The 21095-nt window shown below is 67.5% G+C and carries 24 protein-coding genes; 13 read left to right on the top strand and 11 right to left on the bottom strand.

Translation table 11 applies throughout. The annotated features are described in order from the left end of the window. Nucleotides 1-2: 2 nt before the first annotated feature. From ASE66_RS16430 to ASE66_RS16420, 3 genes are all read right to left on the bottom strand, one after another. The gene (locus tag ASE66_RS16430; RefSeq protein ID WP_057190766.1) at nt 3-671 is read right to left on the bottom strand and encodes a ribonuclease T2 family protein; all 669 of its coding nucleotides are present in this window, start codon (nt 669-671) and stop codon (nt 3-5) included. A 13-nt stretch (nt 672-684) separates the two neighbouring features. Further along, a complete protein-coding gene (locus ASE66_RS16425) occupies nt 685-1143 on the bottom strand; it encodes a hypothetical protein (protein WP_057190765.1) in 459 nt (152 codons plus the stop codon). 216 nt (nt 1144-1359) lie between these two features. Then, nucleotides 1360-2250, bottom strand: a complete 891-nt coding sequence (locus tag ASE66_RS16420) for a branched-chain amino acid aminotransferase (RefSeq protein ID WP_057190764.1) — start codon at nt 2248-2250, stop codon at nt 1360-1362. A gap of 171 nt (nt 2251-2421) precedes the next feature. On the opposite strand from ASE66_RS16420, the gene ASE66_RS16415 reads away from it, so the two are divergent. From ASE66_RS16415 to ASE66_RS16400, 4 genes are all read left to right on the top strand, one after another. Further along, nucleotides 2422-2943, top strand: coding sequence for a MarR family winged helix-turn-helix transcriptional regulator (locus ASE66_RS16415; protein ID WP_057190763.1), 522 nt, complete (start codon nt 2422-2424; stop codon nt 2941-2943). Nucleotides 2944-2970: 27 nt separating this feature from the next. Then, nucleotides 2971-3483: a hypothetical protein gene (locus ASE66_RS16410; protein WP_156412192.1), complete on the top strand. Its 513-nt coding sequence runs from the start codon at nt 2971-2973 to the stop codon at nt 3481-3483. Between the two features lie 170 nt (nt 3484-3653). Further along, on the top strand, nt 3654-4379 hold the full coding sequence (locus ASE66_RS16405) for a response regulator (protein ID WP_057190761.1): 726 nt from the start codon (nt 3654-3656) through the stop codon (nt 4377-4379). Nucleotides 4380-4384: 5 nt separating this feature from the next. Continuing rightward, nucleotides 4385-5833: an ATP-binding protein gene (locus ASE66_RS16400; protein ID WP_082613509.1), complete on the top strand. Its 1449-nt coding sequence runs from the start codon at nt 4385-4387 to the stop codon at nt 5831-5833. 161 nt (nt 5834-5994) lie between these two features. On the opposite strand, the gene ASE66_RS16395 is transcribed toward ASE66_RS16400, so the two are convergent. Further along, the gene (locus ASE66_RS16395) at nt 5995-6219 is read right to left on the bottom strand and encodes a DUF1127 domain-containing protein (RefSeq protein ID WP_057190760.1); all 225 of its coding nucleotides are present in this window, start codon (nt 6217-6219) and stop codon (nt 5995-5997) included. A 105-nt stretch (nt 6220-6324) separates the two neighbouring features. Here ASE66_RS16395 and gcvA point away from each other — a divergent pair, with 105 nt between their 5' ends. Next, a complete protein-coding gene (gcvA, locus tag ASE66_RS16390) occupies nt 6325-7248 on the top strand; it encodes a transcriptional regulator GcvA (RefSeq protein ID WP_057190759.1) in 924 nt (307 codons plus the stop codon). 9 nt (nt 7249-7257) lie between these two features. Here the strand turns inward: gcvA and ASE66_RS16385 are convergent, their stop codons facing one another. Continuing rightward, nucleotides 7258-8160, bottom strand: coding sequence for a LysR family transcriptional regulator (locus ASE66_RS16385; RefSeq protein WP_057191105.1), 903 nt, complete (start codon nt 8158-8160; stop codon nt 7258-7260). A gap of 98 nt (nt 8161-8258) precedes the next feature. Here ASE66_RS16385 and ASE66_RS16380 point away from each other — a divergent pair, with 98 nt between their 5' ends. Next, nucleotides 8259-8882 (top strand): glutathione S-transferase family protein, encoded by a 624-nt coding sequence (locus ASE66_RS16380; protein ID WP_057190758.1) that lies wholly within the window; start codon nt 8259-8261, stop codon nt 8880-8882. A 5-nt stretch (nt 8883-8887) separates the two neighbouring features. Continuing rightward, nucleotides 8888-9802, top strand: a complete 915-nt coding sequence (locus tag ASE66_RS16375) for a pyridoxamine 5'-phosphate oxidase family protein (protein ID WP_057190757.1) — start codon at nt 8888-8890, stop codon at nt 9800-9802. Nucleotides 9803-9812: 10 nt separating this feature from the next. Here ASE66_RS16375 and ASE66_RS16370 read toward each other — a convergent pair whose 3' ends face one another. From ASE66_RS16370 to ASE66_RS16345, 6 genes are all read right to left on the bottom strand, one after another. Continuing rightward, nucleotides 9813-10172: a tRNA-binding protein gene (locus tag ASE66_RS16370; RefSeq protein ID WP_082613508.1), complete on the bottom strand. Its 360-nt coding sequence runs from the start codon at nt 10170-10172 to the stop codon at nt 9813-9815. Nucleotides 10173-10230: 58 nt separating this feature from the next. Next, nucleotides 10231-12013 (bottom strand): methyl-accepting chemotaxis protein (locus tag ASE66_RS33985; RefSeq protein ID WP_413814278.1); only part of this gene is annotated, 1783 nt, incomplete at its 3' end. Between the two features lie 238 nt (nt 12014-12251). Then, nucleotides 12252-12980 (bottom strand): TetR family transcriptional regulator, encoded by a 729-nt coding sequence (locus ASE66_RS16360; protein WP_057190755.1) that lies wholly within the window; start codon nt 12978-12980, stop codon nt 12252-12254. A 184-nt stretch (nt 12981-13164) separates the two neighbouring features. Further along, nucleotides 13165-13980, bottom strand: a complete 816-nt coding sequence (gene proC / locus ASE66_RS16355) for a pyrroline-5-carboxylate reductase (RefSeq protein ID WP_156412191.1) — start codon at nt 13978-13980, stop codon at nt 13165-13167. Nucleotides 13981-14063: 83 nt separating this feature from the next. Then, nucleotides 14064-14570, bottom strand: coding sequence for a YbjN domain-containing protein (locus ASE66_RS16350; RefSeq protein WP_057190754.1), 507 nt, complete (start codon nt 14568-14570; stop codon nt 14064-14066). A 353-nt stretch (nt 14571-14923) separates the two neighbouring features. Further along, nucleotides 14924-15178 (bottom strand): accessory factor UbiK family protein, encoded by a 255-nt coding sequence (locus tag ASE66_RS16345; RefSeq protein ID WP_057190753.1) that lies wholly within the window; start codon nt 15176-15178, stop codon nt 14924-14926. A gap of 196 nt (nt 15179-15374) precedes the next feature. Between ASE66_RS16345 and ASE66_RS16340 the strand changes: the two genes are divergently transcribed. The 6 genes from ASE66_RS16340 (at nt 15375) to ASE66_RS16315 (ending at nt 21089) form a co-directional block, all read left to right on the top strand. Beyond that, nucleotides 15375-15917: a hypothetical protein gene (locus ASE66_RS16340; protein ID WP_057190752.1), complete on the top strand. Its 543-nt coding sequence runs from the start codon at nt 15375-15377 to the stop codon at nt 15915-15917. A 210-nt stretch (nt 15918-16127) separates the two neighbouring features. Continuing rightward, a complete protein-coding gene (locus ASE66_RS16335; protein ID WP_057190751.1) occupies nt 16128-17072 on the top strand; it encodes a ribose-phosphate pyrophosphokinase in 945 nt (314 codons plus the stop codon). Nucleotides 17073-17085: 13 nt separating this feature from the next. Continuing rightward, nucleotides 17086-17829 (top strand): 7-cyano-7-deazaguanine synthase QueC, encoded by a 744-nt coding sequence (queC, locus tag ASE66_RS16330; RefSeq protein ID WP_057190750.1) that lies wholly within the window; start codon nt 17086-17088, stop codon nt 17827-17829. Continuing rightward, nucleotides 17819-18382 carry a VUT family protein gene (locus ASE66_RS16325; protein WP_057190749.1) on the top strand — a complete coding sequence of 188 codons (564 nt, stop codon included), beginning with the start codon at nt 17819-17821 and terminating at the stop codon, nt 18380-18382. The genes queC and ASE66_RS16325 overlap by 11 nt, the downstream gene beginning before the upstream one ends. Nucleotides 18383-18475: 93 nt before the next feature. Continuing rightward, nucleotides 18476-20332 (top strand): putative bifunctional diguanylate cyclase/phosphodiesterase, encoded by a 1857-nt coding sequence (locus ASE66_RS16320; protein WP_057190748.1) that lies wholly within the window; start codon nt 18476-18478, stop codon nt 20330-20332. Nucleotides 20333-20474: 142 nt separating this feature from the next. Then, nucleotides 20475-21089: a 50S ribosomal protein L25/general stress protein Ctc gene (locus ASE66_RS16315; protein ID WP_057190747.1), complete on the top strand. Its 615-nt coding sequence runs from the start codon at nt 20475-20477 to the stop codon at nt 21087-21089. Nucleotides 21090-21095 lie beyond the last annotated feature (6 nt).

The following is a 21095-nucleotide window of genomic DNA, read 5'->3' as shown; positions in this document are numbered from 1 at the left end:
ACTCAGCGGATCGCGTTGACGCGGAAATCGCGGGCGCGGCAGCCCGAACGGTCGACCTCCTGGCATGAACGGAAGCCGCGCAGGTCCTTGCTGAAGCAGATCCGCACCTCCTCCAGCACGCCGCGCCGGCAGGACACCGACATCATGTCGGTGCGCAGGCCCGGATTGGCGTCGACGAAGGCCCGTTCGAGATCGAGCGCCGTCCAGCTCCGGTCGCCGTCGATCGCCGTCAACGCCGGCGGAAGCTTGACCTTCTCGCGGGCGCGGCGGACATCGGCGAAGTAATCGGCCGGGCTCGAGCCCGAGCAGGTGCCGTGCTTGCGCCATTGATATCGGGCGAGGCTCTCGGTCGGAAACAGGCCTTCGACCTGCTCCATCGCCATGCGCGACGGGCTCCGGCCGGAGGGGCCGCAATCGCTGGGGAAGCCGCGCTCATATTGCGGCCAGAGCCCATGCACGACGAAACCGAGATTGGCGCCCGGCGCGCATTGCTCGCGATTGCGCCCACGCCCGCCGTCGAGTTCGCAGAAACCCGGCGACCATGACAGGGCGAGCACGTAGAAATCGAAATCGCCCGGCGTGCCGCCGCGATCATAGCGGCCCTGCGCTGCGGCTGAACCGCCGAGCGCGCAGAGCGCCAGCAGGCCGGCAGCAATTCGGTTCAATCGCATGATCGCGCCCGAATCAGGGGCGGGCCATCTGGCAATCGGGCGCGTAGGAGCGGTGGCGGTCGAGGCCGGAGACGCACCAGTTGACGTTCCAGGTCCAGCCGAACAGACCGAGATTCTCCCGGACGGAATAGTCGACCCGGCGCAGCACGCCGTCATTGGTCAGCACGCGGGCGGTGCAGAACCGGCGCGGAATGAAGTCGTCGCCCCACGGCCGCCAGGCGATGGGCCGAATGCGGTCGAAACTGCCGAGTTGAAGCGGGCCCCAGAACTTGGCCTCGCGCGAGTTGAACCAGCTGGTGATCTCGCCGAGCACGGCCGGATCCTCGCAGGCCGGCAGATTGCCGTACATCGGGATGATGCGCTCTTCCGCCCGGTCGGCGGGATTGACATAGCGGCCGCCCGCCGCCTGGGCGGAGAGGCCGGTCAGGCAGATCGCAGCGGCGAGGACGGAACGGAGTGAAACGCGGCGCATGGGGGCCTCGTAGGGGAGAAGATCGCTGCCGGCACGATGGCGACGGGGCCGGTCACCGTCAAGGCAGCACAGTACCCCCTCGGCCTATCGAGCGGCATCTGTGGCATTTCGATCCGCCGCCAGCTGGTCCACGGCCGCCGAAACGGGATGCCTTCGATGCATCGCAAACTCGTCATGCTCGCCTTATGGCGAGCATGACGTTGATGAGAGCGATGCTCAGGCCGCGGCCTTGGAAGCCTGCCGGACCTCGTCCGAATAATCTTCCATGATCACCTTGCCCATATTGCCGGTGATGAACTTGTAGGGGCCGATTTCGGAGACCAGCGTCACCTCGGCGGCCGAGCCGGTGATGAAGCATTCGCTGAAGCCTTCGAGCTCTTCCGGCCGGATGCGGCGCTCGACCACCTCGAAGCCGCGCTTCCTGCACAGATCGACCACCGACTGGCGGGTGATGCCGTTCAGGAAGCGGTCGGCCAGCGGGGTGTGGACCACGCCGTCCTTGATGAAGAAGATGTTGGCGCCGGTGCACTCGGCGACATTGCCTTCCCAGTCGAGCATCATCGCGTCGGCATAGCCGCCGCGCTCCGCCTTGTGCTTGGAGAGCGAGCAGATCATGTAGAGCCCCGCCGCCTTGGCATGGACTGGGGCGCAGGCCGGGTCGGGCCGGCGATATTCGGCGACATCGAGGCGCACGCCCTTCAGCTTCTGCGCCATGTCGAACATGCTCGGCCATTCCCACACCGCGATCGCCGTGTGGATGGTGTTGTTCATGCCCGAGACCGCCATCATCTCCGAGCCGCGCCAGGCGACCGGGCGCAGATAGGCGTCCTTCAGGCCGTTCTCCTTCAGGCAGAGATACTTGGCAGCGTCGAGCTCGGCGACCGAGTACGGGATCGTGAAATCCATGATCTCGGCCGACTTGTGGAAGCGCTGCGAGTGCTCGGTGCACTTGTAGATCACGCCGTCATAGGAGCGCTCGCCCTCGAAGACGCAGGAGCCGTAGTGTAGGCCGTGGGTGAGTACGTGCACCTTGGCCTCCTTCCACGGCACGAGCTTGCCGTCGAACCAGATGACGCCGTCGCGCTGGTCGAAAGGAATGACAGACATGGTACAGTCCTCCAGGTGCTTTTCTTGCAGGCACTCCGCCACAGGCCGGAAGGGCGTGCAAGCGCGGTATCTATGCTGCGCCGAGACCGGCACCGGCGACATAATCGGTCGCCCCGCGTGCTTGACCGGTAATCTTACGTCTGAGATATGTCAACAAGGCTGACATAAAAAATGAGCGTGACGGTGAGCACACCCGTATTGCATCCAGCTTCTGCCGCCTCGCCCGAGGCGCCGCGCGCCGACGTACCCTACGAGCTGATCGAGCTGTTCTTCTTCGCCTATCGCGACTTCGTCGGCGATCCCGACCGCATCCTCGCCGATTACAACTTCGGCCGCGCCCATCACCGCGTGCTGCATTTCGTCCAGCGCCGGCCTGGGCTGACCATCGCCGAACTGCTCGACATCCTGCAGATCACCAAGCAAAGCCTCAACCGCGTGCTGAAGGAGCTGGTCGAGACCGGCTTCGTCGAGTCGCGCACGGGCACGCAGGACAAGCGCCAGCGCAATCTCTACGCCACCACCGCCGGCCGCGAGCTCGCCGTCAGGCTGGCGCAGCTGCAGGGCAAGCGCATCAACGGCGCGCTCGCGCAGGTCGGGCCCGAGGCGGGCGAGATCGTCGCACGCTATCTGGCGGGCTTGATCGACCCGTCCGAGCGCACGAAGGTGCAGGACCTGCTCGCCGGGCCACGGTGAGAACGAGACGCCGATACAGAGATGATGATGCGCAGGATTCTCTTTAGCTTCGCCGCCTTGGCAAGCTTCGTGACCGCGGCGGCAGCGCAGGACGTGACCGCAAGCCTCAAGGGCCCCGCCGCCGAGAGCGTCGCCCGCTATCTCAAGCAGACCCGCATTGCCTGCTACACGCAGCAGGGCGAGCAGAAATGCCCGATCATCGACACGGCCACCAATGCCAGCCTGTTCCATGGCAGCTTCAGCAACGATCCGACGCCCTATGCGGTCGCCTTCGTCGGCTATCAGTACGACCAGACCGGCAACGCCGTGAACCAGATGGCGATCGTGTTCAAGGAGGCCGGCGGCCGCTGGACGCCGGTCGGCCGCGCCGATGAGACGGTCGGGATGGAGCCGCGGCAGGTCCAGTTCGGCCAGGGCGTCATCACCTATACCGGCACCGTCCTCGGGCGGAATGATTCCCGCGCCAATCCGACCGGCCGCAGCCGCTTCAGCCTGAAGGTCACCGACCGGGGCGTCAGCTTCGGCAAAGCGGGCCGGTGAGATGAGGTCGGCCCCGGCGGCGCGTCGCGCCCCGCCGCAGGCGTTGCAGAACGTTAGACAAAGTTATCTGCGACGAGCCCGGGCGCGGCCTGCGCCCGGATGGCCTGTGCTATCCTTGTGCGCAGGTAGCGGCGCGTCAGCCAGCGCCGGAGGCGGAAAGAGGAGCCCAGATGGCGGCCAGCGTGCTCAAGCCAGTGCCCGACGAGGCCCCGCATATCCTGGTGGTCGATGACGACCGCCGTCTGCGCGATCTCCTGGCGCGCTTCCTCGGCGACCATGGCTACCGCATCACCACTGCCGCCAACGCGGCCGATGCCGATATCCGCCTCGGCCATCTCGTCTTCGACGCCATGGTGCTCGACGTGATGATGCCGGGCGAGAACGGTTTCGACTTCGCCCGCCGCCTGCGCCAGACCTCGCAGGTGCCGATCCTGATGCTGACCGCGCGCGCCGAGTCGAGCGACCGCATCAATGGCCTCGAGATCGGCGTCGACGACTATCTCGCCAAGCCCTTCGAGCCGCGCGAATTGCTGCTGCGCCTCGGCAATGTCCTGAAGCGCAACGCCCAGCCCGAGGCGCCGGCCGCACCGACGCGACCGGACTATGTCCGCTTCGGCCCCTTCATCTTCGGCCTCGCCCGCGGCGAACTGCGCCATGGCGAGGACTCGATCCGCCTGACCGAGCGCGAGCGCGAGATCCTGACCGCACTGGCCGAGCGCGCCGGCGAGCATGTGCCGCGCGAGCAGCTCGCCAATCAGGGCTCGGCCGCCAATGACCGCACCATCGACGTGCAGATCAACCGGCTGCGCCGCAAGATCGAGCGCGACCCGGCCGACCCGCTCTATCTCCAGACCGTGCGCGGCATCGGCTACCGCCTCGTCGTCGACAGGACCTGACCGGCATGGCGGACGCTTCGCTCAGGCGTCGTCTCGTCCCGCTCGCCGCGCGGACGCTGGTCAAGCTGCGCCATGCCTGGACCAGGGGCGCCTCGGCGCTCTCCACCAGGTTCGCCCCGCTCTGGCGCCTGCCGGACCGGTCGCTGCGCCCGATCGCGCGCATCATGCCCAAGGGGCTCTATCCGCGCGCCCTCGTCATCGTCATCGCACCGGTGGTGCTACTGCAATCGGTCATCGCCTATGTCTTCATGGAGCGGCACTGGCAGACGGTGACGCAGCGGCTGTCCTCGGCTGTCTCCTCCGAGATCGCGACGCTGATCGACGTCTATGAAAGCTATCCGCAGGACGAGCAGGCGACGGTGCTCGGCCGCATCGCCGAGGAGCGCCTCGGCATGGATGTCGAGATCCTGCCCGACGCCGACCTGCCGGCGCCCGGCACCCGGCCCTTCTTCTCTCTGCTCGACAGCGCGCTCTCGGCCGAGCTTGCCCAGCAGGTCAAGCGGCCTTTTTGGCTCGACACGGTCGGCCGCTCCAGCCTGATTGAGATAAGGATCAAGCTCGGCAAGGACGTGATGCGGGTGCTGACCCGGCGCAGCCAGGCCTATGCCTCGAACAGCCACATCTTCCTGCTCTGGATGATCGGCACCTCGCTGATCCTGCTCACCATCGCGGTGCTGTTCCTGCGCAACCAGATCAGGCCGATCCTGCGCCTCGCCGACGCTGCCGAGGCCTTCGGCAAGGGCCGCGACGCCGATTTCCGGCCGCGCGGCGCCAGCGAGGTCCGCCGCGCCGGCAACGCCTTCATCGAGATGAAACGCCGCGTCGAGCGCTCGATCGGCGAGCGCACGATGATGCTGAACGGCGTCAGCCACGACCTGCGCACCATCCTGACCCGCTTCAAGCTTTCGCTCGCGCTCCTTGAAAAGTCGCCCGACCTCGAGGCGCTCGAGAAGGATGTCGACGAGATGAGCCGCATGCTCGAGGATTATCTCGCCTTCGCCCGCGGCGATGCCGGCGAGGCTCCGGTCGAGACCGACATCCGCGCTTTGCTCGAGGCGCTCAAGGCCGATGCCGAGCGGCAGGACCACCAGACCGAGCTGACTGTCGTCGGCGATCCGCTGGTCGTGGTCCGCCCGGACGCGATCCGGCGCCTGCTCACCAATCTGGTCTCGAATGCCGCGCGCTTCGGCGATCGCATCGCCATCCGCGCCACCCATGATGCGCGCTATCTGATCGTCATGGTCGATGATGACGGGCCGGGCATCCCGCCGGAGCTGCGCGAGGACGTGTTCAAGCCGTTCTTCCGGGTCGACGAGGCCCGCAATGTCGACGGCGGCGGCACGGGCCTCGGCCTCGCCATCGCCCGCAACATCGCCCGCTCGCATGGCGGCGACATCATTCTTGGCGAGTCGCCGCTCGGCGGCCTGCGCGCCACGGTCAGGCTGCCGGTCTGATCAGATTTGCGCCGTCCGGGGCCTTGCGCAGCAAAGAGCCCGGAACCCATGAACACGGATCTCCCCAGTACGACGCGCCGATTGACGCGTCCTTGTGAGGATGGCCGGCGTGCATGGGTTCCGGGCTCAGGCCTCCGGCCTGCCTCGGAATGACGACCTTGTCAGTGCCACCACAAAGCCTTGCGAGCCGTGTCGTTCACCCGCTCCACGTCACTGCGCGACAGGGCGATATCGGAAAGCGCCGCATCGTCCATGCTATAGAGTGCCCGGGCGCTGGCCCGCGCCGTCAGCCAATTCTCGAAGCGGAGGAACAGCCCGGCGAGCCCATGCGCCGCATGCTGCGGCGCGGAGAGGGAAAGATTTTCTGTGGCGATCCTGGCCGACATGGCGGCCTCCTTTGACAAGTTCTATGCCCCGGAATTTGGGGGTTGCGAGGCCTGGAAGCAAATGAGAACTTCTTTGCCTCAGCCCAAGCAGAACTTGGCCATGACATGACGCGCCGCCATCTGCCACCCATGACCTCGCTGCGTGCTTTCGAGGCCGCCGCCCGCCATCTCAACTATGAGCGGGCGGGCGACGAGCTCGCCGTCACCGCCAGCGCCGTCGGCCAACAGGTCAAGACCCTCGAAGCCTGGCTTCGGCGTCCACTCTTCACACGGCAGCCGAGCAAGGGCATCGCGCTGACCGGGCTCGGCCAGCGCTATGCCGCCGCGATCTCGCAGATGCTGGATCAGCTCGACGAGGCCACCGCCCGGGCCCTGCGGCCGGATACCGCCAACGTCCTGACGGTCAGCACGATGCCGAGCTTCGCCCTGAGCTGGCTGATCCCGCGCCTCGGCTCGCTCAAGCAGCGCCATCCCGAGCTGGAGGTGCGCATCTCGGTCTCGCTGCATCTGACCGACTTCGCGCGCGAGGATATCGACATCGCCGTACGCTATGGAAAAGGCACCTATCCCGGCCTGTGCTCGGACCTCCTGATGACGGAGAGCTTCTTTCCCGTCTGCAACGCGGCGCTACTGAGCGATCCCGAGCGACCGCTGCGCGAGCCCTCGGACCTGCGCCACCACACCCTGCTGCACGAGCTTGCGGAAGGCATTCCGAACTATGTGACCTGGCAGCAATGGCTCGCCTTCGCCGGTGCCGACGACGTCGACGCGACGCACGGCCCGCGCTTCTCGCACACCTTCCTCGCTCTGCAGGCCGCCTCCTCCGGCCAGGGCATCGCGCTCGCGACAAGCGCCCTGATCGGCGACTATCTCGAAGCCGGGCGCCTGGTCCGCCCCTTCCCGCAGCAGTTGCCCGGCGCCTCCCAGTATTACGTCGTCTGCCCCGAGGCCGTGGCGGACCGGCCGCCGATCGCAGCCTTTCGCCGTTGGATCCACGAAGAGGCGGCAAGGCATGCCGAGCTGCGCTGAGCCCTGAGCTCAACGCGCCGGCCTGATCACCGGCAGCTGCTGCAGCCGGCCGGCGGCATAGTCGAGGAAGGCACGCACCTTGGGCTGAAGATGCTGGCCGCTCGGCACGACGAGCTGCACCGGCGAGGCCGGCGGCTCCCATTCCCGCATCACCCGCACCAGCGTGCCGGCCTCGATGTCCGGTGCGACCTGATAGGACAGGGCCCGCGCCAGGCCGCGGCTGGAGCGCGCCGCGATCAGCACCGACTCGACCTCGTTGACGATCAGGCGCGGCGCCACCTGCACGGTCGCGCTGCGCGCCCCTCCGGCGAAGCGCCAGAGCATGCTCTGGCCGGCCGCGATGCTGACGATGGTGTCGTGGCCGGTGAGGTCGGCCGGCCGCAGCGGCGTGCCGCGGCGCTCCAGATAGGCCGGCGCCGCGACCAGCACGCGCCTGACCTCGCCAACCTTGCGAGCGACCAGTCGCGAGCTCGGCAGCGGGCCGATACGCAGGGCCAGATGCAGGCCCTCCTCGATCAAATCGAGATTGCGGTCGGCCAGCACCAGCTCGATCTGGATTTCGGGATGCAGGTCGAGGAACTCGGCGACCACCGGCGTGACATGGCGTCGTCCGAAGGCGAGCGGCGCGGTGATCCTGATCAGGCCCCGCATCGGCGCAGCCGTCACCCCTGAAAGCGAGGCCTCGTATTCGGCGAGGATATTGCGGGCCGAGGCCGCCAGTTCCCGCCCCGCTTCGGTCGCCATCAACTGGCGGGTGGTACGCGCGATCAGCCTGACGCCGGCGCGTTCCTCCAGCGCTGCGAGGGCCCGCGTCACCGCCGGGCGCGAGCGCCGGAGCTGGCGCGCCGCGCCGGCGAGACTGCCGGTGTCGATGATCGCGACGAAGATGGTGAGCTCGTCGAGTCGATCCATGATCATTCCGTCATTCGGAATTCTGATTTGCCAGCCTACCAGCTTTCGCTCTCTGCCTGAAACAATCAGATTCGCTTTCGCATAATCGCGAGGCCCTGATGACCCAAGCTCAGATCACGCTCCACGGCACACCTCTTTCGGGCCACACCCACCGCGTCGAATTGCTGCTGCGCGCGCTCGGGCTCGCTTTCGACGTCGTCCCAGCCCCGGCCGATGTGCGCCGCAGCGAGGCCTTCCGCGCGCTCAACCCGCTCGGCCAGATCCCGGTACTTCAGGACGGTGATCTCACCCTCGCCGACAGCAACGCCATTCTGGTCTATCTGGTGAGGCGCTACGCGCCGGAGAGCGACTGGTTTCCGCAGGAGCCGGTGGCCGCCGCGCAGATGCAGCGTTGGCTTTCGATCGCCGCCGGCGAGGTTATGCACGGCCCGGCGATCGCCCGCATGATCGCCCAGTTCGGCCTCCCCGACGACCCGGTCCGGGCCGAGCGCATCGCCGCCCGCCTGCTCGCCTTCATGGAGGAGCATCTCGCCGGCCGCAGCTATCTTGCCGCCGAACACCCGACGCTCGCCGACCTCGCCTGCTACTCCTATGTGGCGCACGCGCCGGAGGGCGGCATTCCGCTCGATCCCTATCCGGCAGTGCGGGCCTGGATCGCACGTATCGAGGCCCTGCCCTTCTTCAAGCCGATCCCGCCCTCACCCATTCCCGGAAAGGGCTGACGGTCATGGACGCCTCGCCATTTCATCCCGGCGAGCTGGAGGCGCAGGCCCGCGCCGGCGAGAGTTCGCGCGGCGCGGGCATCCGCGACTTCATGCCAGACCAGCACCGTGATTTCTTCGCGCTGCTGCCCTACCTCTTTGCAGCCGGCCGCGATGCGCAGGGCAAGCCGATCGCGACGATCCTCACCGGGCCGGAAGGCTTCGTCACAAGCCCGGCGCCGAATGCGCTGGCCATCGCTGTCTTGCCCGGCCCCGACGATCCGGCCAATCCCGCGCTGAGCGCAGGCGCGCCGATCGGCCTGCTCGGGCTCGATTTGCGTACCCGCCGTCGCAACCGGGCCAACGGCATCATCAGCGCGCGTGACGGCAACGGGCTGCAGATCGCCGTGACGCAGAGCTTCGGCAATTGCGCCAAGTACATCCAGCTCAGGCAGCCCACGTTCGTGCCGGCCGCGGCTGGCACTGCAGCCGAGGAGCTCACCAGCCTGGATGGCGCGGCCCGCGACCTGATCCTGCGCTCGGACACGCTCTTCATCGCCAGCGGCTCGGACAGCGGGCTCGACATCTCGCATCGCGGCGGCAAGCCGGGCTTCGTCCGGATCGAGGGCGATCGCCTGACGGTGCCGGACTTCGCCGGCAACAGCTATTTCAACACCTTCGGCAACCTGCTGCGCAAACCGGAAACGTCCCTGCTCTTCATCGACTTCGCCAAGGGCGACCTGCTGCAGTTGCAAGGGGTGGCAGAGATCATTTGGGACGGGCCGGAGCTGGCCAAGCTCGACGGCGCCAAACGGCTCATGCACATCGAGCTGACGCGCGCCTGGCGGCGCAGGGCGGCATTGCCCTTGCGCTGGAGCGAGCCCGAGCTGGCACCGACCACGCTGGCAACCGGGATCTGGCGGCAGGATCACGCCGCCTGAAGGGTGGCTTTCAGAAGAGGCGCCCACCCGCGGGCACCTCGAGCGAGGGGCCGATCAGCACGACCTCGCCATCGGCATCCGGCACGCCCAATGTCAGCACCTCCGACATGAACTTGCCGATCTGGCGCGGCGGGAAGTTCACCACCGCCAGCACCTGCCGGCCCGGCAAGTCCTCAGGCCGGTAATGCCTGGTGATCTGTGCCGAGGACTTCTTGCGGCCGATCGTGCCGCCGAAATCGATCACCAGCTTGATCGCCGGCTTGCGCGCTTCGGGAAAGGGAGTGGCTTCGACGATGGTGCCGACACGGATGTCGACCTTGAGGAAATCGTCGAAGCCGATCTCTGCGGCGATCTCGCTAGGCGTGCTCAAAATTCCTCCCAACCGCGGTCGCCGCCATTGGCGGCCTTGCGTGCGGCATTGCCATGNNCGGGCGCTGCCGGCGCAGCGCGCGCCTGCCGCGGCGCCGCCGCGACATGCGCCATCTTGCCCGCCATCGCCTTCAAGGCAACCACGTCGCCGCCGAGCCGGAAGCGCCCGACCAGCGCGGCAAGCCTGTCGGCCTCCTGCGCCAGCGCCTGCGAGGCGGCGGTCGACTGCTCGGCCATGGCGGCGTTCTGCTGCGTCGCCTGGTCCATCTCGTTGACCGCGGTGTTGACCTCCTGCAGCCCGGTCGCCTGTTCCTGGGCGGCCGAGGCGATCTCGGCGACCAGCGAGGTCACCCGGGTGATCTCGCCCGACATGCGACCGAGCGCGCTGCCGGTCTGGCCGACCAAGGCGACGCCCTTCTCGACCTCGACGGACGAGGCGGTGATCAGGCCCTTGATCTCCTTGGCCGCCTCGGCCGAGCGCTGCGCCAGCGCACGAACCTCGGAGGCGACGACCGCGAAGCCCTTGCCGGCATCGCCGGCGCGGGCCGCCTCGACCGAGGCGTTGAGTGCGAGCAGGTTGGTCTGGAAGGCGATCTCGTCGATGACGCCGACGATCTGCGAGATCTCTCCGGCCGACTTCTCGATGCCGCCCATCGCCGCGACCGCACCACGGACGATCTCGCCCGACTGCTCGGCCTCGCCCTTGACCTGGGTCGTGGCGAGGCTCGCCTGGCGCGCACCCTCGGCTGTCTGGCGCACGGTCGCCGTCAGCTGGTCGAGCGCGGTCGCGGTCTCCTCGACCGAGGAAGCCTGCTGCTCGGTGCGGCTGGCGAGGTCGTCGGCCGCCTGGCTGATCTCGCCGGCGCCGGCCTTCATGCTCTCGGTATTGGTCGCGATCTGGCGCATCGTCTCTTCGAGATGCGCCATCGCCGCGTTGAAGTCGTTCTTCAGCTTGACGTATTCGGCGCTGAACGCGGCCTCGATCCGGTAGGTCAGATCGCCTTCGGTCAGGCGTTCCAGGCCGGCGCCGAGCGCATCGACGACGATGGCCTGCTTTTTCGCCTCCTCGCCGCGCTGCGCCTCGTTGAGACTGCGCTGCGTGTCGGCGGCGCGGCGCTGCTCGCCGGCATCGGCTTCGGCCTGCGCCTTCTCGGTCTCGACCTGCTGCTTCATCAGCGCCGCGTCGCGGAAGACGACGAGCGCCCGCGCCATGCTGCCGACCTCGTCCTGGCGTTCCTGATAGGCGATCGGCGCCTTGAGATCGCCGGCGGCCAGCGCGCTCATATTGCCGGCGACGGTGTGCAGCATCGCCGAGGCCCGGCGGCTCAGGAAGATGACGAGCCCGAGCAGCAGCAGCGTCAGCGGCACGAGCACGACCGCAACGTCCTTGATCATGCCGTAGAAGGCGACGTCGACGGCATGGACATGCATGCCGGTGCCGATCGCCCACTGCCATTTCGGCACGCCGACCACATAGGAAACCTTCAGGGACGGGTCCTTGTCGCCAGTCTTCACCCACATGTAGTCGACGAAGCCGGCCCCCTTGGCCCGGGCCGTATCGGTCAGTTCCTTGACGAAGAGCTTGCCGGTCGGGTCCTTGAGCGGCGACATGTCGGTGCCGACCAGCTTCGGATTGGCATGGGCGATATTGAAGCCGTCATAGCGGATGACGAAGATATAATTTCCGTCGTCGAAGCGGGCATTGGAAACCGCATCGAGCGCGAGCTTCTGCGCGTCGGCGTCCTTGAGCTCGCCCTTCTCGACCTTCGCGACATAGGCGTTGACCGTGGAGGCGGCCGCCTCGACCGCGTTCTTCACCTCGGCCCGCTTCAGATCGAGCATGTCGATCCGGGCCTGGTTGAGCGTCACCGCGGCGCTCACGACAGCGATGACTGCGGCCAGAATCGCGACCAGCCCGAACGAACGGCTGATCGACAGCCCGGTAAGCTTCTTCAACACCGACATAGCCGCCCCATTGCGAATGTGATTCTTCACATTCGCAAGAAGCCGCTAATGCCTGCTTAACGATGCCACGGTTTCGCCACAATCTCCAGTTGCTCGACGCAACCTATGATTGCTTTCAGATAGCCGGCGCGTAATCGTCGCTGTCCTCGCCGCGCATGCGTTCGCGCCGCGGCGTGCGCCGAACACCCGAGCACAGCGAGCGGGCAAGGCCGCGCAGCGGCGCCGTCAGCCGATGCACATCCTCGACGCGGGCCATGATCTGGCCGGCCGTCTTCAGCTCACGGTCGAGCTTGGCCATGGTACGCGACAGCTCCGGCTCGTCATCCTCCAGCCAGGTGTCGAGCACACGCGCCATCAGCAGCGTCGCGCCGCGGACCCGGACGGAGCCGAGATCGTCCTCGGTCGGGATGCCGGCCGAGGCGAGCAGATAGCGCCAGGAGTTCACGGAATTGCGCCCGAGCGCGGCGAGCGCCAGCGGCTGCCGGCGCAGATGCCGCATCAGCGCCTTCAGGCCGGCCTTGTAGGGCGCCAGCGCATCGAGCCGGCGCATCACCAGATCGAAGACGCGCTCCTTGTAGGATTCCTCCGCCAGATCGTCGGAATTGCCGGCGAGCACGGCGTCGTCGAGGATGCGGCCGAGGCCGCCGAGGATCGCAAGCTTGGAGGGAAAGAGCCCGCGCAACTCGGCGAGGCTGATCCCGGCTTCGCGAGCGATCGCCGGCAGTTCGATCTCGTCCCAGCCTTGCGTCGCCGCCAGCCGGAACAGGGCATCGACCACGGCGCGCCGCGGATCGGGCTTGCCCGCCGGCTTCTCAGCTTCTGGGGAAACGGGTTTGCGCGCCATCAGCTTCTCTCCTGTCGCGAGCGGATAGAGCAGGATGCGAAAAAGTGGGAACCGGTTTTTCGCAGAGATCCTGCTCTAAACTCCCAAAATCGATCACGTTTTATGATTTTGGATCGGTTCGATCCAAAATCATCGTGATCTATGAGAGAAGCTAGGGCGCAACCGGGGCGCTTGAAAGGCCGCCTCAGCCCGAAAGTTCCTCGGCGCGGCGTTTGGCGGCAGCGACCGCGCGTCGCATCAGCGGCGCAAGGCCGTTATCCGCCATCAGCACTTCGAGCGCGGCGGCGGTCGTGCCGCCCGGCGAGGTCACGTTCTGGCGCAGCGTCGCCGGCGGCAGCGGCGACTGGAACAGCATCTCGCCTGCGCCTTCGACGGTCGCCCGCGCCAATCGCTCGGCGATGTCGGCGGGCAAGCCCGCCGCAATTCCCGCCGCGGCGAGGCACTCGACCATATTGAAGACATAGGCTGGCCCAGAGCCCGAGACGGCGGTGACGGCGTCGATCAGCCCCTCGTCGGACAACCATTCGACCTTGCCGACGCCGGCGAGCAGCGCATCCGCCAATTGCCGCTGCGCCTCGCTGACGCCCTTGCCCGCAGCAGCGGCGGTGACGCCGCGCCGGACCGAGGCCGGCAGGTTGGGCATGGCGCGGATGATCGCACCGGCATTGGGCAGGCGGGCCGAGAGATCGCCGAGCGTCTTGCCGGCGAGGATCGAGATCAGCAGCGTCGTCGGCCCGATCAGCGCCTGCACCGACGGAGCGGCCGTGTCGAGCATCTGCGGCTTGGTCGCCAGCACGACCACCTCGGCGGGCTTCGGAGCAGCCGGGTTGACGCTCATGCCCTCGGCAACCGCGAGGCCCTGCATCTCGCTGGAGATATGCGGGTCGAGCAGGGTGATCCCCGCGCCCTTCACGCCGATGCTGAGCCAGCCCTCGAGCATGGCGCCGCCCATTTTGCCGGCACCGACGAGGGTGAGGGTCTGCGGAAGCGGGCTGGCCATGGCGTCTCTCCGGTCGATGCACGGTTGCGCACGGACCTGAACCGCCAAGCGCGGCCCGGGTCAAGCCCCGGCCGGACCAGCCTTCACGCTTCGCCGACCGTCTCCAGCAGCGCGCCTTCGAGCGCCTCGCGGGCGTTCTTTCCGGCCCAGACCACGAATTGGAAGGCCTGGTAGTAGCGCTCGCAGGCGTCGATCGCCGCCTTGATCAGCCCGGCGGCCTGCTCCTCGGTCGGCTCGGCGCCGCCCGAGAGCAGCAGCGCGTGGCGGTACATCACCACGTTCTCGCGGCTCCACAGGTCGAAATGCCCGAGCCAGAGCTGCTCGTTGACCAGGCTGACGAGGTTCATCACCTCGTTGCGCCGTCGGTCCGGCACCTTGAGATCGAAGGCGCAGGCGATGTGCACCGACTCCACCTCGGCAAGCCAGGTGATCGCGACATGGTAATCGGCCCAGCCGCCGGTGACCGAGACCGAGAGCTCGTCGTCGCTGTCGCGATCGAAGCTCCAATCGTTCAGCGAGGCGAGGCGTTCGACAAGATCGAGGGGGTTCGAGGGGCGTTCGGTTTCAGTGTCCAGATCAAGATCCATCATGCCCAAGGTCCAACAGCCGACGCAGGCCCTGATGGCAGGCGCGGCCTGTTCGAGAACGGGAACACGGCGACTGGAAAAGCGTAAGGCACACAACCCGACCAGAAGATCACTGGCGCGATCTTCGCTTCATCGGCCGGCTCTCAAGTGGAGCCCACCGACGAATCACCTCTCTTCATCGACGATAGCTCAGGCGAGTCTGGGGCCCTAACGGAACCTGCACGGTTCTGATCGAGCCCTTCGGCACCCGGTACGTGATGCAAGCTCTGCGGATTCGACGTTCGCCTCAATCCCTCTGCGGGACTGTCCACAGCGGGAAGATGCCGGCTCACCGGGCGGCCTAATCGCTCTCGGACTTACTTTGACTCGGACTTGGCCTCGAGCGCCGCCAGCCGGGCCGCGAGCTTGTCGTTCTCCTCGCGCGCCAGCAGCGCCATCTCGCGCACCGCCTCGAACTCCTCGCGCGTCACCACGTCGAGATCGCGCAGCAGCCGCTCGATCTGCGTCTTGACCACGGTCTCGACCTCACGGCGCACGCCCTGCGCTGCACCGGCGGCGTCGGTCGCCAGCCGGGCGATGTCGTCGAGGATACGGTTGGACGTGCTGACCATCGAAGCTCTCCGGCGGGCGCCCCATGCGCCTTGGCGGGAGATATGGCGAAGGAGCGTCCACAGCGCAATCACTGCAGTGCAACCGCCTCACCTGCCCCCTTACCTGACCCATCTGGACCTTGGGGATCGTTGCGCCTAAAACGGTCGCCGCAGGGAAGACCAGCAATCCGAGCCCAAACAATGGGCGGGAGGCGTCATGTCGGTTCGTTTTTACGGCTTCGTTCTGGGGCCGCTCGCCGCGCTTGCACTCGCAGGCTGCCAGGAAACCACCACGACCGCGGCGCGCCCGCGCGTCGACGCGCCGGGCGTTCCGGTCTCGGTCCAGAGCATCTCCGGCGCTCCCGACCAGGTGACGGCGCACTTCGCCGGCCTGCTCGGCGAAGCCGCAGCCGAGCGCAAGATGGAGATTGTCCCCGGTGACAAGCCGGCCCGTTTCCGGGTCCGCGGCTATCTCACCGCGCAGCCGACCGAGGATGGCCAGACCGCCCTCGCCTTCGTCTGGGACGTCTATGACGAGAGCAAGAAGCGGGCGCAGCGCGTCCAGGGCGAGAGCCTCGGCCGGCGCGGTGGCAGCTCAGACCCATGGGCCGGCATCGACCAGACCATCGTCGCCAAGGCCGCGTCCGAATCGGCCGATGCGATCGCGAGCTTCCTGACGACCGCGCCCGTGCCCGAGCCGAAGCCCGACGCCAAGGGCAAGACCCGCACCGCGCAGGCGGACACCGAGAAGAAGCGCTAAGGGACGCGCACTCGGCCCGGAGCGCCTTCGGGTCGAGTCGATTCACGATATCCCGCGAAACGTGCACCACCGCTCGGTGCAGTGCAGCATTTGCATGGGGATGCCGCGCCTCCTTGGTCGACTCGGCGTCATCACGCTGTTATGAGCCCTTCGAAACTGAGCTGCCCCCGCTCGCGGCTCGCCTTTATCTGCGTTTCGGGTGCACCCGGCATGGCCTCCTCCTTCAAAGTCGTCGCCGGCAATTCCAATCGCCCGCTCGCCGAAGCCATCTGCGGCCATCTCGATGTGCCGCTTGCCCGGGCCCAGGTCCGGCGCTTCGCCGACATGGAGATCTTCGTCGAGATCCAGGAGAATGTGCGCGGCCAGGATGTCTTCATCATCCAGTCGACCTCGTTCCCGACCAATGACCACCTGATGGAACTGCTGATCATCACCGATGCGCTGCGCCGCTCCTCGGCCAGGCGCATCACGGCGGTGATCCCCTATTTCGGCTATGCCCGGCAGGACCGGCGCGCGTCGGGCCGCACCCCGATCTCGGCCAAGCTGGTCTCCAACCTGATCACTCATGCCGGCGTCGACCGCGTGCTGACGCTCGATCTGCACGCCGGCCAGATCCAGGGCTTCTTCGACATCCCGACCGACAACCTGTTCGGCGCCCCGCTGATGGCACGCGACATCAAGGACCGGCTCGAATGGAAGAACGCCATGGTCGTCTCGCCCGACGTCGGCGGCGTCGTCCGGGCCCGCGCGCTCGCCAAGCGCATCGATGCCCCGCTCGCCATCGTCGACAAGCGCCGTGACCGGCCGGGCGAGTCGGAGGTGATGAACATCATCGGCACGGTCGAGGGCCGCTCCTGCATCCTGCTCGACGACATCGTCGACTCCGGCGGCACGCTGGTGAACGCCGCCGAGGCCCTGCTCGCCCAGGGGGCCAAGGAGGTCTACGCCTACATCACCCATGGCGTGCTCTCCGGCGGCGCGGTTGCCCGCATCGCTTCCTCCAAACTCAAGGAGCTGGTGATCACCGATTCGATCATGCCGACCGAGGCGGTGAAGGTCGCGCGCAACATCCGCGTCATCTCCGTCGCCGGGCTGATGGGCGAGGCGATCGAGCGCACCGCCAGCGAGTCGAGCGTCTCCAGCCTGTTCGACTGACGGGAGCAGCGCGATGGCGGCCACAACGGCCGGCGCGGACCGGGCGCTCGTCCTCTTCTCCGGCGGCCAGGATTCCACCGTCGCCCTGGCCTGGGCGCTGGAGCGCTTCGCCACGGTCGAGACCGTCGGCTTCGATTACGGCCAGCGTCACCGCGTCGAGCTCGCCTGCCGCGAGACGATTCGGGCCGAGTTGCCGGGCCTGTCACCCATCTACGCCGACCGGCTCGGGCCTGACCACCTGCTCGACCTGAAGACGCTGGGAGCGATCTCGGACACGGCGCTGACCAGCGAGAGCGAGATCGCCTTCACTGATGCGGGCCTGCCGACCACCTTCGTTCCCGGCCGCAACCTGATCTTCCTGACCTTCGCCGCGGCTCTGGCCTATCGCCGCGATTGCAAGCACATCGTGCTCGGGGTCTGCGAGACCGATTATTCCGGCTATCCCGACTGCCGCGACGACACGATCAAGGCGATGCAGGTCGCGCTCGGCCTCGGCCTCGATCGTCGGCTCGTGCTGCACACGCCGCTGATGTGGCGCGACAAGGCGCAGACCTTCGCCCTGGCAAAGGAATTGGGCGGCGAAGCCCTGCTCGATCTGGTGGTCGAGGAGAGCCATAGCTGCTATCTCGGCGACCGAACCAAGCGGCATCCTTGGGGCTATGGCTGCGGCCATTGCCCGGCCTGTGACTTGCGGGCCAGGGGCTTTGCGGCCTATGAGGCCGCGCCGGACGACAGCGGACCAAAGCATGACGATTGATCGGCAGCGCCAGATCGAGGGCTATATCGCCCTCGCCCTCTTCACCCTGACCATCCCGCTCGCCAACTGGCTGATCGGGAATGCCGGCACCGTCTGCGTGCCCGATGGCCCCTGCCTGGTGCCCGTCGCGCCCGGCATCAAGGCGCCGAGCGGCGTGCTGATGGTCGGGCTCGCGCTCGTCCTGCGCGACATCGTCCAGCGGCGCCTGGGTCCGCTCGCGGGCCTCGGCGCGATCGCGATCGGTACACTGATTTCCGGCACGCTCGCACCACCGGCCATCGTCCTGGCCTCGACCACGGCCTTCCTGCTCTCCGAACTCGCCGATTTCGCGGTCTACACCCCGCTGCAGCGCCGCAACTTCGTCGCCGCCGTCGCCGCCTCGAGCGTCTTCGGCCTCGTCGTCGACAGCCTCGTCTTCCTCTGGCTCGCCTTCGGCAGCTTGGACTTCCTCACCGGGCAGATCATCGGCAAGGCCTGGATGGTGCTGCTGGCGTTGCCGCTGATGCATCTTCTGCGCCGGCGCGACGAGCGGATCGGGCTCTCTCCCGCCTGAGGGGCGCAAAAAGCAACAATTCGACTTAAGCGGGAAACCGCGGTTTCATGCCGCTGCGGCATAGTGGTGCCTCCCGCCTCGTCGAGAGCCCCGATGCGCCGTCACGATTCCGCCGAGCGTCTGCAATCCCTGCAAAACGCCACCCTGGAATCGATCGCGCGCGGCGAGGAACTGGCGGCGATCATGACGGCGCTCTGCGAGCGGGTCGAGGCGCTGGCGCCAGAAGTGGTCTGCTCGGTCGTCACGGTCGACGGCGAGTTCAGGCTGCGGCCGCTCGCGGCGCCGAGCTTGCCGCGCGCCTATGGCGAGGCGGTCGACGGCACGCCGATCGGGCCGCGCGTCGGCTCCTGCGGCACGGCAATCTATCGCAAGGGCCCGGTCGAGGTGACCGACATCGCCAGCGACCCGCTCTGGGAGGGCTATCGCGAACTCGTGCTGCCGCTGGGCCTGCGCGCCTGCTGGTCGAGCCCGATCGCGGCACGCGACGGCCGCATCGTCGGCAGCTTCGCCTTCTATTATCCCGAACCGCGCGGCGCGACGCCCTTCGAGCGCCGGATCGTCGAGACCTGCGTGCATCTGTGCGCCATCGCGATCGAGCATGACGAGGTCAATGCCCGCAATCACCGCCTCGCCTATTTCGACACGCTGACCGGCCTGCCGAACCGGGCCCGCTTCAACGAGGCGATCGGCCAAGCGACGAGCCGGACCAGGATCGGCTTCGGGCTGCTGCTGATCGACATCGATCACCTCAAGGCGGTCAACGACACCATGGGCCACCCGGTCGGCGACCGGTTGATCGAAGCCGTCGGCTCGCGGCTCGCGGCGGTCGCGCCGAACGGAACGGCGTACAGGATCGGCGGCGACGAATTCGCTGTCCTTTTGCCCGGCTACGACAAGGCCGGAGAGTTGCGTGGCGTCGCCAGCGCCATCCTTGCCGCAATGCAGACGCCGATCGACTGCGAGGGCACGACCATCGTCCCCAGCGTCACCATCGGCGGGGCCATCGCCGGAGAGGACGGCGCCGACAGCGTCACTCTGCGCCAGAACGCCGATTTCGCGCTCTACCATGCCAAGGAGACGCGGCGCGGCGGCTATGTCCGCTTCAAGGGCGGCCTGCGGACCTCGATGATCCGCCGCATCCAGACGATCCGCAGCGTCGGCGACGCCCTCGGCGCCGGGCGCCTCATTCCCTATTACCAGCCGATCGTCCGGCTCGACAGCGGCGAGATCAGGGGCATGGAGGCGCTGGCGCGCTTGCGCCTCGACGACGGACGCGTCGTCGCCGCCGGTGAGTTCCAGGATGCCTTGCTCGACCCCAAGCTGGCCTACCGCATCTCGAACCTGATGCTGCCAGCGATCGCGGCCGACATGGCGCAATGGCGGCGGGATGGCCTGCCGATCCCCTTTGTCGGCCTCAACGTCACCTCGGCCGACTTCCAGAAGGGCGACCTCGTCCAGCGCATCGTCAGGGCGTTCGAGCGGGTGCAGGTGCCGCTCGACCGTCTCGTCGTCGAGATCACCGAGCAGGTGATCATGGGCGGGCGTCGCGACGGCGTCGCCCGCACCATGCAGGGGTTGCGCGAGCGCGGCATCCTGGTCGCGCTCGACGATTTCGGCACCGGCTTCGCCTCGCTCACCCATCTGCTCGATTTCCCGGTCGACACGATCAAGATCGACAGGTCCTTCGTCGCCGGCATCGAGGGCGGAACCAGGAACGGTGCGATCGTCGAGGCGCTGATCGGCATCGCCAGCCGGCTCGGCATCCGGATCGTGGCCGAGGGCATCGAGAACGAGGGCCAGGCCCGGCGCCTGGCCGGGATGGGCTGCCGCCTCGGCCAAGGCTATCACTATTCGCGGCCGATGCCGGCAGAGGCGGTCCCCGCCTTCGTCGGCAGTTTCAGCCGGGCGCCCTCGGGGTCCCTGTCGCGTCCGGCCGCCACCGCCGCCTGAAATCCGGCTCTGGACTTGAGATTATCCCCGGTTTCGCCTATGAGCCTGCCTGCGTCCCACTGACACCCTTGGAGGCAGGGGCGCGAACCGCAATGGCCGCCCGCTGGCGGCCATGTCTTTTAAAGAACTAAGGATCAAACACATGACCGCCGTGAAGCAGATTCAGGCTTCGGCGCGCGCCCAGGTCGGCAAGGGGGCCGCCCGGGAAGTTCGTCGCCAGGGCCTCACTCCCGCCGTGATCTATGGCGCGGGCGAAACGCCTGTGGCCATCGCGCTCGATGCCAACAAGACCCGCCAGATGATCTATGCTGGTCACTTCCTGACCACGCTGTTCGAGATCGACGTCGACGGCAAGAAGACGCGCGTCATCCCGCGCGACTACCAGCTCGACCCGGTCAAGGATTTCCCGATCCACGTCGACTTCCTGCGCGTCGCTGCCGGCCAGACCATCAAGGTCGAGGTTCCCGTGCACGTCGTCGGCCAGGAGCAGTCGCCCGGCCTGAAGAGCGGCGGCGCCCTGCAGATCGTCGAGCACTCGCTCGAGATCGAAGTCGCTCCCGAGAACATCCCCGAGTTCATCGAGGTTTCGGTCGCCGGTCTCGAAGTCGGTGACACGCTGCACAGCGATGCGCTCAAGCTGCCGGCCGGCGTCACCCTGACCTCGACGAAGGATCGGACCCTGGTCACGATCATTCCGCCGACCGTCGAGGCGGACGCCCCGGCCGCAGAGGCCGAAGGCGAAGCGCCCAAGGCCTGAGCCTGG

The organism is Allobosea sp. Root483D1, from assembly GCF_001429505.1.
Lineage (GTDB): Bacteria > Pseudomonadota > Alphaproteobacteria > Rhizobiales > Beijerinckiaceae > Allobosea.
The sequence above is the reverse complement of the archived record's forward strand: the minus strand, read 5'-3'. Positions and strand labels throughout refer to the sequence as shown.